10 protein-coding genes are annotated in these 13,479 nt (G+C 71.4%); 4 read left to right on the top strand and 6 right to left on the bottom strand.

Going from position 1 to position 13,479, the window contains the following annotated elements:
- Window positions 1–35: 35 nt before the first annotated feature.
- A complete protein-coding gene (locus ACIRP7_RS06245) occupies window positions 36–1,127 on the top strand; it encodes a LacI family DNA-binding transcriptional regulator (protein ID WP_403654590.1) in 1,092 nt (363 codons plus the stop codon).
- A 4-nt stretch (window positions 1,128–1,131) separates the two neighbouring features.
- Here ACIRP7_RS06245 and ACIRP7_RS06240 read toward each other — a convergent pair whose 3' ends face one another.
- From ACIRP7_RS06240 to ACIRP7_RS06220, 5 genes are all read right to left on the bottom strand, one after another.
- Window positions 1,132–2,136, bottom strand: a complete 1,005-nt coding sequence (locus tag ACIRP7_RS06240; protein ID WP_403654588.1) for a LacI family DNA-binding transcriptional regulator — start codon at window positions 2,134–2,136, stop codon at window positions 1,132–1,134.
- Between the two features lie 6 nt (window positions 2,137–2,142).
- Window positions 2,143–5,046 (bottom strand): aminotransferase, encoded by a 2,904-nt coding sequence (locus tag ACIRP7_RS06235; RefSeq protein WP_403654586.1) that lies wholly within the window; start codon window positions 5,044–5,046, stop codon window positions 2,143–2,145.
- Between the two features lie 342 nt (window positions 5,047–5,388).
- Window positions 5,389–5,937, bottom strand: a complete 549-nt coding sequence (locus ACIRP7_RS06230) for a phosphatase PAP2 family protein (protein WP_403654584.1) — start codon at window positions 5,935–5,937, stop codon at window positions 5,389–5,391.
- Between the two features lie 56 nt (window positions 5,938–5,993).
- The gene (locus ACIRP7_RS06225; RefSeq protein WP_403654582.1) at window positions 5,994–7,073 is read right to left on the bottom strand and encodes a YihY/virulence factor BrkB family protein; all 1,080 of its coding nucleotides are present in this window, start codon (window positions 7,071–7,073) and stop codon (window positions 5,994–5,996) included.
- A gap of 99 nt (window positions 7,074–7,172) precedes the next feature.
- A complete protein-coding gene (locus tag ACIRP7_RS06220) occupies window positions 7,173–7,376 on the bottom strand; it encodes a hypothetical protein (RefSeq protein ID WP_403654580.1) in 204 nt (67 codons plus the stop codon).
- A 211-nt stretch (window positions 7,377–7,587) separates the two neighbouring features.
- Between ACIRP7_RS06220 and ACIRP7_RS06215 the strand changes: the two genes are divergently transcribed.
- Window positions 7,588–9,786, top strand: a complete 2,199-nt coding sequence (locus ACIRP7_RS06215; RefSeq protein ID WP_403654578.1) for an RICIN domain-containing protein — start codon at window positions 7,588–7,590, stop codon at window positions 9,784–9,786.
- A gap of 205 nt (window positions 9,787–9,991) precedes the next feature.
- Window positions 9,992–12,250 (top strand): PQQ-binding-like beta-propeller repeat protein, encoded by a 2,259-nt coding sequence (locus tag ACIRP7_RS06210; RefSeq protein ID WP_403654576.1) that lies wholly within the window; start codon window positions 9,992–9,994, stop codon window positions 12,248–12,250.
- Window positions 12,251–12,265: 15 nt separating this feature from the next.
- On the opposite strand, the gene ACIRP7_RS06205 is transcribed toward ACIRP7_RS06210, so the two are convergent.
- Window positions 12,266–12,868, bottom strand: coding sequence for a TetR/AcrR family transcriptional regulator (locus ACIRP7_RS06205; protein WP_403654574.1), 603 nt, complete (start codon window positions 12,866–12,868; stop codon window positions 12,266–12,268).
- Between the two features lie 86 nt (window positions 12,869–12,954).
- Here ACIRP7_RS06205 and ACIRP7_RS06200 point away from each other — a divergent pair, with 86 nt between their 5' ends.
- Window positions 12,955–13,323, top strand: a complete 369-nt coding sequence (locus ACIRP7_RS06200; RefSeq protein WP_403654572.1) for a DUF1330 domain-containing protein — start codon at window positions 12,955–12,957, stop codon at window positions 13,321–13,323.
- The last annotated feature ends 156 nt before the right edge of the window (window positions 13,324–13,479 follow it).

Here is a 13,479-nt window from a genome sequence, read left to right as displayed (position 1 = left end):
ACCACCGCCCCCACCACGTCGAGGAAACCGCCACCATGACCCCAAGCGCCGCCGAGGGAGCCGTGCCGAAGGGGCGCAGCCGACGCAACTTCGCCGGCTCGCGTCCGGTGATGGACGATGTGGCCCGGCTGGCCGGTGTCTCCAAGCAGACCGTCTCCCGGGTGCTCAACGAGCATCCGTCGGTCCGTCCCGAGACCCGCGAGGCGGTCCTGACGGCCATGCGAACGCTCGGCTACCGGCCCAGCCGCAGCGCTCGGTCGCTGGCCAGCGGGCGGACCCGGATGGTCGGGGTCATCACCTTCGACGCGGCCCGCTACGGACCGTCGGCGATCCTGACCGCGATCAACACCGCCGCCCAGGAGGCCGGCTATCTGCTCAGCTCCATCGCCCTGGACACGGCCGAGCACGACACGGTCGTCGAGGCCGTCGACCGGCTCTCCGCCGAGGGCGCGGACGGATTGATCGCCATCGCCCCGCAGTTGTGGGTGGGCCACGCCCTGGCGGACGCTCATCTGGACACTCCGCTGGTGGTGCTGGAGAACGGCTTCGACCCCGAGACCGAGCGGGTCACCGGCGACTCACGGGAGGGCGCCCGCAAAGCCACCGAGCATCTGCTGCGACTCGGCCACTCCACCGTCTGGCACATCGCGGGCCCGAGCGGCTGGACCTCCGCCGACCAGCGGCTGGCGAGCTGGCGCACCACGCTGGAGGCGGCCGACGCACCGGTCCCGGAGCCGCTGTTCGGGGACTGGAGCGCCGACTCCGGCTACCACCTGGGGCGCAGGCTGGCTCGGCGCGGGGACGTCACCGCGGTGTTCGTGTCCAACGACCAGATGGCCCTCGGCGTCCTGCACGCCCTGCACGAGGCGGGCCGCTCGGTGCCGGGCGAGGTGAGCGTGGTGGGCTACGACGACATCCCCGAGGCCGCGCACCTGCTGCCGCCGCTGACGACCGTGCGCACAGACTTCGCGGAGATCGGCACCCGGTCCCTGCGGCTCCTGCTGAGCCGGATCGACGACTCGGCCTCGCCGCCCGGGCCCGAGTCGCTCGTCCCCGTCGACCTCGTGGTCCGCGCGAGCAGCGGGGCGGCGCCGGAGGCGGTGAGAGCGGGGCGGCCCCGCTCCTGACGCGTCACGAGCCCGTGGACGCCCGGACGATCATGTCGATGGCCAGGGTGCGGGCCGTGCCGCGCCGGGCCTGGCCGGCGAGTATCTCGCAGAGCAACCGGACGCACTCCGCGCCCATGTGACGGGGCTTCAGGTCGATGGCCGTGATCGGGGGTTCCGCGGTCCGCATCGCCGGGCTGTCGACGCAGGACGCCAGCAGCAGGTCCTCGCCCACGACCCGGCCCGCCGAGCGGATCTCGGGCAGGACGGCCGCCGCGGCCCCGTCGGCCGCGCACACGATCGCGTCGGTCTCCGGGTTCGCGGCGAGCAACTCCCCTACGACGCCCCGGAGCACCTCGGGCGAGGAGCCGAACGGCGCCTTGCGCAGCAGCGGTGGGGCGTCGTGCCCGGCGCACCAGTGGGCGTAGGTGCGCTGGAGGGTGAGGGCCCAGTCGCCGGTGGTGTCGGAGGCGATGAACGCGGGCCGACGGGCACCCCTCGCGTGCAGGTGGTCGAGGAGTTCCGTCAGGGACGTCTCGTGGTCGGACCAGACCACACCGGCGGGTTGTCCTTCGCCGCCGTAGCGCTCGGCCGTGACGACCAGGAGCCCCGTGTTCATCAGCTGGTCCACGACCGGGTTGTCCGGCATCGGGTCGCACAGGATCAGCCCGTCGGCCTGCGGGAGGCGGCCGGAGGACACCAGGGTCACGTTCAGCCCGGCGCGCGCGGCCTGTTCCGCGACGCCGAACACGAACGACATGTAGTACTCGGCGCTGGTGAGGAACTCCGGGATGTGCAGCGCGATGGTGTCCGTGACGGAGGTGCGCAGGGTGCGGGCGCTCCGGTTGGGCGTGTACCCGAGGCGCACGGCGGCGTCCAGAACTGCCTGGCGGGTCGTGTCGGACACCCGGCCGTGGCCCCGCAGCGCGTCCGACGCGGTGGTCTTGGAGACCCCCGCGCCACGGGCGACGTCGGCGAGGGTGGCGGGCGCGACCGGTCCGGTCGGCAGGCGGGGGCTGCTGGTCGGCACCCTGCCTCACCAGCCGTGGGTCAGCACGTCGTCCAGGGCGGCGGCGAATACGTCGGCGCTCCGGCGGGTCAGACACAGCGGCGGCTTGATCTTCAGCACGCACTGGCGGTCCGAGGTCGGCTGGACGATCACGCCGAGTTCGCGCAGCCGGTCGCAGATCGCGGCGGTCTCCTCGGTGGCCGGCTCCAGGGTCTCGCGGTCCCGGACGAACTCGACGCCCAGATACAGCCCCGAGCCGTGCACCGCGCCGATCAGCGGGTGCCGGGCGGCGAGTTCCTCCAGCCGCCGTTTCAGGTACCCGCCCGTCTCCAGGGCGTTGTCCTGGAGCCGTTCGTCGCGCAGCGCGTCCAGCACGGTCAGCCCGACCACGCTGCTGACCGGGCTGCCCCCGGCCGAGGAGAAGAAGTAGCCCTGTGTGCGGTAGGCGTCGGCGATCTCCCGCCGGGTGATCACCGCGCCCAGCGGGTGCCCGTTGCCCATCGCCTTGGCGACGGTGACGATGTCCGGCACCACGCCCTGCTGCTCGAACCCCCAGAAGTGGGTGCCGAGTCGGCCGTAGCCGACCTGTACCTCGTCCGCGATGCACAGACCACCGACGGCGCGGGTGGCGTCGTAGACCTGCCGGAGGTAGCCGTCGGGCAGCGGGAGGCCGCCCGCGTTGCCGTAGAAGGGCTCGCAGACGAAGGCGGCGGGCCGGTGGCCCTGTGCGGCGAGTTCGGTGATCCGCGCGGCGGCCTCGGGCCCGTACCGCCGTGCCTCCGTACCGCGGTGGCGGCCGCGGTAGGAGTTGGGAGCGGCCACGGTGTGGACCCAACTCGGGCGTGAGGACAGGGCGTTCGGGTTGTCCGCGATCGAGGTGGAGACCGCGTCACTGGCGTACGTCCATCCGTGGTATGCCTCCTCGACCGCGACCGTGTCCTGCCGTCCGGTCGCCGCCCAGGCCAGGCGCAGGGCGAGATCCACGGCTTCGGAGCCGCTGTTGACCAGGAAGACGGTGTCCAGTTCCGCGGGCAGCAGCGCGGTGAGCCGCTCGGAGAGCTCGACCACCGAGCCGTAGTGGAAGCGGGAGTTGGTGTTGAGGCGGCGCCACTGCCGGTGCACGGCGTCGCTCAGCCCGGGGTGGCCGTGGCCGAGGATGGTCACGTTGTTGAGCATGTCGAGGTAGCCGCGGCCCTGGGTGTCGACGAGGTGGTGGCGCCAGCCGCGTTCGATACGGGGCGGCTCGTCGTAGTAGTGCTCCTGGACGCCGGCGAAGGCACGGTCGCGGCGGTCGAGGAGATCCTGGTCGGCAGACGCCTCCCCCGCGTCCCGCCCGGTGATCAGTGCCGTGGGATCCGGGCTCACCGCGAGCCAGCCGGCGGCCAGGGCCGGGGGCGCGAACCGAGGTGGCCGCCGGTCGGCCAGGGTCGACAGCTGGATTCCGAGGGTGTGTCTGCCGTCCCGCTCGGCGACGGTGCCGAGGCGCTGTCCGGCGGCGATCGGACCGGATGCGGCCGGGCCGGCGATGCCGGACAGCCACAGGACCGGTCCCTCGCCGCGCAGGTCGAGCGTCCCGTCGGCGTGCCGGGTGAGCGTGCCCGCCCAGGGCGCGTGCACCTCCAGGGCGTCCGCGAGATGGACGTCCACCGCGAGGGCGCAGGTCGCCGGGGCGTCCGCGGTGTCGATCGTGGTCCGGGTCATGCGGAACTCGCCGTGCCGGGTGCGGGCCGCCGGCCGGCCGGAGGCCAGGGCGGCTTCGGCGTCCGCGTCCAGCCATCGGCCCGTGTGCAGGTCGTCGCTCTGCGGGGAAAGGTCGAGGACCGGTATGTCCTCGGGCAGGTCCGGCAGCATGCGGTGGGCGGGTGCGGCGGCGACCTGGGGCAGGGGGCGGCCGAGCGTCTCCCGCAGCTGGGCCGTCATCACCTCGGCCGGGACGGAGACGGCCGACTCGAACATGGCCCACTCCCGGTCCAGGGCGGCGGAGGCGTAGCCGTTGCCGGGATCCTGGAGGACGTCGTACTGCCCGCTGACCACCATGACGGCCGCCCGCAGCACGACGAGCGGCCACAGTACGGCCGACTCGGCGTCGGAGAGCGGGCGTACGGCGTCGAAGGCGCGGGCGGCGGGCAGGACCGAGGCGGGTCCGGCGCCGTGGTGATGCAGGACGGAGGTGCAGGTGACCGCCAGTTCCGCCACGGTCCAGCCGGTGCCGAGGTCTCCGAAGTCGATCACTCCGACGGGCATCCGCCGGCCGTTCCTCGCGGTCTCGCAGACGACGTTGTTGTCGGTGAGGTCGCCGTGCACGAACTGGACCGGCAGGTCCTTCGCGTGCGGCTCCACAAGGGCGTACGCGGTGCGGGCGGCGTTCAGCACCTGGTCGGCGCGGGTCCGGTCGGGCCAGTGCGGGGCGAGGGCCTCGACCACGTCGAGGGCGTTGCGCAGGTCCCACGGCCGGAAGCGGTCGGGGTCGGGGGCGGTGAAACCGGCGAGGGCCGCGGCGACCTGCCCCGCGAGTTCGCCGAGGCGGGCGACGACGGCGGGGGCGAGATAGCGGCTGTCCATGATCGGCTCGCCCGGCACGAACTCCAGCAGGCGACAGGCCAGTTCGGCTTCGTCCGCGCGGAAGGGCTGCACCACGTCACCGTCGGCGCCGGGGACCGCCCGGGGCAGCCGGAGGCCGGGCAGCGCACGCGCCAGGTGCTCCACGGCCTCGCACTGGGCCCGCAGCTCGGCCGTCCGGGTGGCGGGGTTGGCGACCTTGAGGACGTACTCCCCGGTCTCGCCGCGCACCCGGTAATTGCGGTCCTGCTGGCTGCCCAGGTCCCGCACCGTGCCCCGCACCCCGAACCGGGTCGCCAGCACGGCCGACGCGGCGGCTTCGTCGATCGGTGCGACGGGTCGCACCAGCCAGTCGGTGGACGGCAGGCCCATGGGTCCGCTCCGCTTCCGCGGCGAGGCGCCGCTGCTCTGCCGGAACGTTCCGGCACATCGTGCGACGACGGTAGGACGAACCGTCTTCCCCGGTCAATGCTCCTCGGTCCCACTCGTCACGGCTCACGAGGATTACCTCGTGGGATACGGGTTACCCCCACGATGGGTCCCTGGGGAGCCGCGGCGGCGGCCCACGGTGGCTTGTCCCTTGTGTGCCCGCGGTGTGGGGCTGCCGGCACACAGCGGCGTCGGCCCGCTCAGCAGGTTCGAGCGGGCCGACGCGCACCCTCGCGTTCATCGCCGTCGAAGCACGGCCCCCGGGTCGCTTCCGGCAGAAGGACGTCAGAGCCAGTGGCGCAGGAACACGGCCGGGGCACGACGTGCGAGCCAGGCGCCGGCCAGGCCGATGGCGGCACCGGCGACGACATCGCTGGGATAGTGGGCCCCCGACTGCACCCGTTCGACGGCGACCACGGTGGCCGGCACCGCGCACAGCGCGCCCGCGGCCGGCCAGGTGGGGGCGACCCCGGCGGTGAAGGCGACCGCGGCCGCCGTGTGTCCGGAGGGGAACGAGGACGAGTCGGGGCGGTCGGCGACCTCGTCGTGCGGGATCCACTCCGCGGGCGGCCTGGGACGACCGGCCAACTGCTTGCACAGGCCGTTCGACACCAGTTGGGCCACCACCAGGGCACCCAGTCCGGCGGCCGCCGCCCTCCGGCCCCGCCAACCGCCCTTCCACGCCATCACGGCGGCGGCACCGCACCACAGCTTGGTGCTCTCGGCGGACTCCTCCACCGCCGACAACGCCTTGGCCACGCCGGGCGGGATCCGGGAAGCCGCCCGCCGTGTCAGAGCCTCGTCGACCTCATACAAGTCCGTCAGCAACCTCATGACCTGCGGTTGTCCCAAGTTCCCCGAGATAAGCAGTCCGGACCCGGATCAACCCGTCACTCGCCGTGCGCCGGTCCTGGGTCGTCGAGGCTGCGGAGGTCCTGCTCGTCCCACGTCCTGGTGTCGCGCGGCTCCGTGTAGGGCTCCTTGTCGGGCGGCAGCCCTCCGGCGATAGCCCGCTGCCGGACGGTCTCGGCGTCGAACTCCAGGCCCAGGAGGATCGCCAGGTTGCTGATCCACAGCCACACCAGGAAGACGATGACGCCGGCCATGGTGCCGTAGGTCTTGTTGTACGAGGCGAAGTTGGCGACGTAGAACGCGAATGCGGCGGATGCGACCAGCCAGATGACCAGGGCGAGGAAGCTGCCCGGCGTGATCCACCTGAACCCCTTCACCTTGGCGTTCGGTGTGCCCCAGTACAGGAGCGCGATCATGACCGTGACCAGGACCACCAGGACGGGCCACTTGGCGATCGACCACACCGTCAGGGCGGTGTCGCCGATCCCGATCGCCGTGCCCGCCTTGCGGGCGAGGGTGCCGGTGAAGACGACGATCAGGGCGCTGATGACGGCGAGCACCATCAGGACGACCGTCAGGCCGACCCGCACCGGAAGGATCTTCCAGATCGGGCGGCCCTCCGGCATGTCGTAGACCCGGTTGGCCGCACGGATGAACGCGGCCACGTACCCGGAGGCCGACCACACCGCCAGGACGATGCCGACGATCGCCATGAGCGATCCGACGCCGGCGTTGTTCTGGAGCTGCTCGACGGCCCCGGTGATGATGTCGCGGGCGGAGCCGGGGGTGAACTGCTTGAGATTCTTCAGCACCGTGTCCGTGGCGGACTTGCCGGTCAGGCCGAGCATGGACACCAGGACCAGGATGGCCGGGAAGAGCGACAGCAGACCGTAGTAGGTCAGCGCCGCGGCCCGGTCGGTCAGTTCGTCGTCCTTGAACTCCCGCAGGCTGCCCTTCAGCACCGCCCCCCAGGCCGTCTTCGGCAACTGCGACGGCGAGTCCGGCGCACGCTCCTCCACGGCGGGTCCCGGGCCCACCTCCTCGGACGGCGGGACCTCGCGCTCCGGAGCCTCGTCGCCGCCGTGGTGGTCTTTGCGTCCAGGAAGATGCAGCTTCATGCCCGCCGAGTACCCCCGGACCTCCGCCCAATCAGGACACCGGTGAATTCCGCTTGTGTCCTCGACGGCTCGGTCCGCCCGGCCGCCCCGGCAGTGACGTCACGCCGCGTCGAGGTCTTGCGCGGGCTGCCCGGCAGAACTGTGCCCGGTGCGGGACGGGGCCGCGCCACGGACCAGCCGCAGGTGACGTCCCCTGGCGTGCCGGGGTGTGGGCGGCCCGGCCGACAATCGGTCCTCGATGCGGTCCATGGCGTACAGCAGCGCCCCCAGGGCGGGCAGCAGCAACAAGGCGACGGCGATCACAACGCGGGTTCCCTCCCGGCGACGACGTCCAGCCGGGTTCCCCGCAGCGGCCGCCCAAGCCTCCCGAACCGGAAGCCGTGCGCTGCTCACCTCAACCCCCTTCCCTCAAAGCTTACTTCATCTCTTGACGTAAGTGGTCCACACCTTTAGGTTCACGGGTCAGCCAGACACCTCGCGATACCCCACCCCCCCACCATGAAGGGCTCTGCGCATGCACACCCTCACGCGCCTTCGTAGATCCGGCGCCGCCACCCTCGTCACGGTGGCCGCCGCGTCCGCCCTGACCGCCGTACCCGCACCCGCGGAGGCCGCCACCGCCCTCCCCACCGCGCTCCCCACCGGCTTTTCCACTGTCATGAACGCGGCAAGTGGGCGGTGCCTGGACGCCAGATCGGCCGGTACCGCCAACGGCACTTTCGTCCAGCAGTACGCGTGCAACAGCAGTACGGCCCAGCAGTGGAGTTTCACCGCCACCAGCGACGGCTACGTCCGCATCGGCAACCGCAACAACACCGGCCAGGTCGTGGACGTGGCCGACGTCTCCACCGCCGACAGTGCGCCCGTGCACCTCTGGGCGTACGGCGGCGGCGCCAACCAGCAGTGGCTGCCCGTCGACGAGGGCGGCGGCGCATATCACTTCGTCAACCGCAACAGCGGCAAGTGCCTGGACGATCCGGGCGCCTCGACCGCCGACAGCGTGCAGTTCGTGCAGTACACCTGCAACGGGAGTGCGGCCCAGCGTTTCCAGGTGGTTCCCCTTACCCCGTCCGCCACCAACCCCGACCTCGGCCCCAACGTCGTCGTCTTCGACCCGTCGATGTCGTCCTCGACGATCCAGTCGCGGTTGAACTCGATCTTCCAGCAGCAGGAGACCAATCAGTTCGGCGCCCAGCGCCACGCCGTCCTGTTCAAGCCCGGCTCCTACAGCGCGGACGCCAACGTCGGCTTCTACACCCAGGTCGCGGGGCTGGGGCTGACCCCGGACGCGGTCACGATCAACGGGGCGGTGCACGCCGAGGCCGACTGGTTCCAGGGCAACGCGACGCAGAACTTCTGGCGCGGGGCCGAGAACCTCTCCGTCAACCCCACGAACGGCAGCGACCGTTGGGCGGTCTCGCAGGCGGCGGCGTACCGTCGGATGCATCTGCGCGGCAACCTCGCCCTGGACGACAACGGCTGGTCCAGCGGCGGTCTGCTCGCCGACACGAAGATCGACGGTCAGGTCGACTCCGGCAGCCAGCAGCAGTGGCTGACCCGCAACTCCCAGCTCGGCAGCTGGACCGGCGCCAACTGGAACATGGTCTTCGTCGGCAGCCACGGCGTCCCCGGCACCACCTTCCCCAACCCGCCCCACACCACGGTCGCGCAGTCCCCGGTCAGCCGGGAGAAGCCCTTCCTGTACATCGGCGGCGACGGCGCCTACAAGGTGTTCGTGCCGTCGGTGCGGTCCAACTCGACGGGCACCAGCTGGGCGAGCGGCTCCCCGCCCGGCAGCTCCCTCTCCCTCGACACCTTCTACGTCGTCAAGCCTGGCGCAAGTGCCGCGGACATCAACGCGGCTCTGACAGCGGGCAAGAACCTCCTGGTCACGCCGGGTGTCTACCACCTCAACCAGACGCTCCAGGTGAACCGTGCCGACACCGTGGTCCTCGGCCTGGGGCTCGCCACCTTCGTGCCGGACAACGGCGTCACCGCGATGAAGGTGGCCGACGTCGACGGTGTGAAGGTCGCGGGTGTGCTCTTCGACGCGGGCACCACCAACTCGCCCACCCTGATGGAGGTCGGGCCGACGGGCTCCTCCGCCGCCCACGCCGCGAACCCGACCTCCCTGCACGACGTGTACTTCCGCGTCGGCGGCGCGGGCGTCGGCAGGGCGACCACCAGCCTCGTCATCAACAGCGACAACGTCATCGCCGACCACACCTGGATCTGGCGCGCCGACCACGGCAGCGGCGTCGGCTGGACCAGCAACACCGCGGACACCGGCCTCATCGTCAACGGCGACAACGTCACCGCGTACGGCCTGTTCGTCGAGCACTACCAGAAGTACCAGACCATCTGGAACGGCAACGGCGGCCGCACGTACTTCTACCAGAACGAGATGCCCTACGACCCGCCCAACCAGGCGGCCTGGATGAACGGCTCCACGCTGGGCTACGCCGCCTACAAGGTCGCCGATTCCGTCACCAGCCACCAGGCGTACGGACTCGGCAGCTACTGCTACTTCAACGTCAACCCGGGCGTGGCCGCCGAACGGGCCATCGAGGCGCCCAACACCTCCGGTGTGCGTTTCCAGAGCATGGTGACCGTCTCCCTCGGCGGCACCGGCACCATCCGGCATGTCGTCAACGGCACCGGCGGCCCGTCCAACTCCTCGACCAACGTGGCGAATCTGACCAGCTACCCGTAGAAGAGCCCGTCCTTCGGCCGCTTTCCAGAGTTCAGCAACGCCGGGCCGTGCCATCCACTGGTCGGCCCGGTCACCGTCAACTGCGATGTCATCGACCGCGGCCCCGCTGAGTCAGACCGGTCGGTCCCCTCGGACACCCGTGGGCGTACTAGTCTGATGTTCCTCAACGGCCGTTCGCGGTAGGGACATAGGAAGGTGACCGGCGATGTCGCTGAGCCCCGCCGACGCGGAGTCCATAGGCGGCTATGCGCTGGAGCACCGGCTCGGCAGCGGCGGCATGGGTGTCGTGTATCTGGGGCGCTCGGCCTCGGGGCGGCAGGTCGCGGTCAAGGTCGTGCACGCGCAGTACGCCCTGGACGAGGAGTTCCGGTCCCGCTTCCGTCAGGAGGTCGCGGCGGCCCGCCGGGTGAGCGGGGCGTTCACCGCCCCCGTCGTGGACGCCGACCCGGACGCCGAACTGCCGTGGATGGCGACGCTGTACGTGCAGGGTCGCACGCTGGCCGAAGTCGTGACCAGGGACGGACCGTTGGCCGGCCAGGACCTGCGCAGTCTCGCGCTGGGGCTCGTCGAGGCGCTGCGGGACATCCACGGGGCGGGTGTCGTGCACCGGGACCTGAAACCGAGCAACGTCCTGATGGCCGAGGACGGTCCGCGCGTCATCGACTTCGGCATCTCGCGCGCCGTCGACAACGAGGCCCTCACCGTGACCGGACGACTGATCGGCACCCCGCCGTTCATGTCCCCGGAACAGTTCGCCGCGCCCCGCGACGTCACCGGCGCCTCCGACGTGTTCTCGCTGGGTTCGCTGCTGGTGTACGCGGCCACCGGCAATCGCCCCTTCAGCGGCGGCAGCCCGTACGCGACGGGCTTTCAGGTGATGTACGAGGCACCGGCCCTGGACGGCGTACCGGAGTCCCTGAGAAGCATCGTCGAGCGCTGCCTGGACAAGGAGCCGGCCGCCCGGCCCGAACTGGCCGAGCTGCACCGGATGCTCCGCGCGTTGCCGGTCACCGCCGCGCCGACGACGCCGGGGGCCACCGATCCGACCGTGACGCCGGGATCGGGCGACCGGACGGGATCCCGCCGCCGGGCAAGCCTTACACACGCCGATCCACGCCGTGCGGCCGCTCGGAGAGCGGGGGAGACAAGCAACAGCAGAACCGGTCACGGCCGACGAGGGCGGCGCATCCTCGTCGGCCTCGCTGCGGCTCTGGCCGTGACCGGGCTGATCATCACGGCGGTGAAATGGGTGCCGGACCGGCTGACGGCCTCCGGACAGCCCACAGCGTCCGACTCCGCGGGCCCGCCCACTCCGGAACTTCCGGTCGGCTGGCGGCCGTGGCGGGCGAGTCTGAGCGTCGCCGTCGAGGGCGAACCGGTGGACGACCTCGCGTACGGGTGTGTGCCGGACGCAGCCACCCTGTACTGCGCCGGAACAGGCTTCACGGTCGCCAGGATCGACGCCGCCACCGGCCGCGTCCTGTGGCGGTACGGGACCAGTCCGCAGACGTCACGGCCCGTCGGGGTCCGGAACGGGCTGGTCTACGTGTATGAGAAGCCGGCCGACGCGATCTACGAGAACGCCACCTATCTGACCCGGCGGCTGGTCGCCCTGGACGCCGACACCAAGCAACGGCGCTGGTCACGCCCCGTCAGCGACGACCGGCCGGCGTACCTGTTCAGCCGTGGCGTGCTGGCGATGTCGAAGGACGCGAAGAAGTTCGTCGCCTACGACGAGGCGGGCAAGGAACTGTGGACGGCGCCGGCGCGGGCGTCCGCCGGGCACACGTGCATACCGGGGGTGCTGGACGGCGCCCCGTACGGCCTGTGCACACCGGACGACCCCGCCAGGGGCTCGGTCAGCCTCCTGCGACTCGATCCTGGCGACGGCACGCGCCACGAGGTCGCGACGCTGCCCGCCGGGTCTCAGCCGCTCGGCGTCGTCGGCGGACGGACGCTGCTGCTGGTGCCGCAGGACATGGAGTATGTGTCCGACAGTGGAGGGGACGAGCCGTACAGGCAATTGTTGAGCGTCGACCCGGGAAGCGGCGCCGTCCAGCGCATCCCCCTGCCGGCCGGTACCCGCGGCACCGCCGACCTCATCGGCGGGGTCGTGTACTTCGTACGGCCCAATGGAACGGTCACCGCCGTGCGGGCGGACAGCGGCAAGCGGCTCTGGCAGAGGTCGACGGACGGCGAGAACCTGTCGGCACCGGTGGCGTCCAGGACGTACGGCGACCTGTACTTCATCAACCGGTACGGCCGACTGCTGGCGCTGGACCGCGACACCGGCGCACCGAAGTGGCACACGACCGCGCTGGACAATCCCGGAGGCTCGGTGGAGGACACCACGCCGAGCGTGTTGCTCATCGACGACGCGATCGTGGCCGTGGCGGGCAACACCGCCTTCTCCGTACGACCGGACCAGCCCACTGTCCGGCCGTCACCGGCCACTGCGGGCTGAGTCGCCTCTCGGGAGTCACGGGACGCACAATGCCTGGCGCCAGTGATCGGTGACGGTGTGGCGCAGCCGCGCGGTGTCGACGGCACCGGGGTCGAGGAGGCGTTGCAGTCCGATGCCGCGCAGTTGTCCGGCGACCGCGACAGCGACATCGTCCGGCTCGGCGTCCGGACGTACGTCGCCGTCGGCGATCCCGGCGGCGACATCGTCGTGCAGGTCGCGGCGGAATGCCTCGTCGCGCTCGCGGAAGATCGGTGCCAGGTCGGAGGCGGTGGCCGCCTCGGCCCACAGGAGCAGGAAGGCCCGGTGCATCGTTCCGGCGTCCCCGAGGGCGCCGACGTAGCCGTCGATGAGTCGCAGGAGCCGGTCGAGTCCGGGCGGGAGGTCGGTGAGTCCGGGCACGAAGCCTGCTTGCGTCGAGCGGGCCAGCCGGTCGAGCAGGGCCTGCTTGGAACCGAAGTGGTGGGTGACGATCCCTCGGCTGTAGCCGGCCCGCTCCCCCACCCGCGCCAGTGTCAGCGACCGCACCCCCTGCTCGACAACGAGCTCGGCGGCGGCGTTCAGCAGTGCGGCTTCGGCATGTACCCGGCGTTCTTGCTGGGTGCGGCGAGTGGTGGTCATGAGGACATCCTACAAAAAACTTGCGTGTCAACCGACAAGTATGTGAGGTTGGCGTCTCCGAACGACTTTCTGACCGGGAGCCTCGCATGATCGAGATCGAAGACCGCGACCTGGACGTCCTGCTCGCGGAGGACCCGGGCGGTCCCGTGGTGATGCTTAACCTCCTGCGCTTCCGCCCGGACGGCGGCAGGGAGAGCTATCAGCGCTACGCCGACGCGCTCGGCGCGGGGATCAACGCGCGCTACGGGCTGCAGGTGGAGTACCTGGGTGCCGGCGGGCGTGCGCTGGTCGCCGAGGAGGGGCAGGCGTGGGACATGGTCGCGCTGGTGCGCTACCCGAACCGGCAGGCGTTCGTGGACATGATCCGTGACCCCGAATACCGCGCGGTGACCCATCTGCGCAGCGAAGCGCTCGTCGAGGCGGTGCTGCAGCCGACCTCACCGATGGGGGCGTGAGCGCGGCGGGGCGGCCGCAGGGGGTTCGTTGTACGCGGAGCTCGGCTCGACCGGGCCGGTTCGCCCCGAGCCGGGCTGATCTGCCTCGAAGCACGCGCAGAGGTGTCCTTTCTTGGACCCTGCGGTCACGAGCCAAGGGTGCACCGCGCCGGAGAA

Source organism: Streptomyces sp. NPDC102270, from assembly GCF_044766405.1.
Classification (GTDB): Bacteria; Actinomycetota; Actinomycetes; order Streptomycetales; family Streptomycetaceae; genus Streptomyces.
This window is presented reverse-complemented; position numbering and strand designations above follow the sequence as displayed.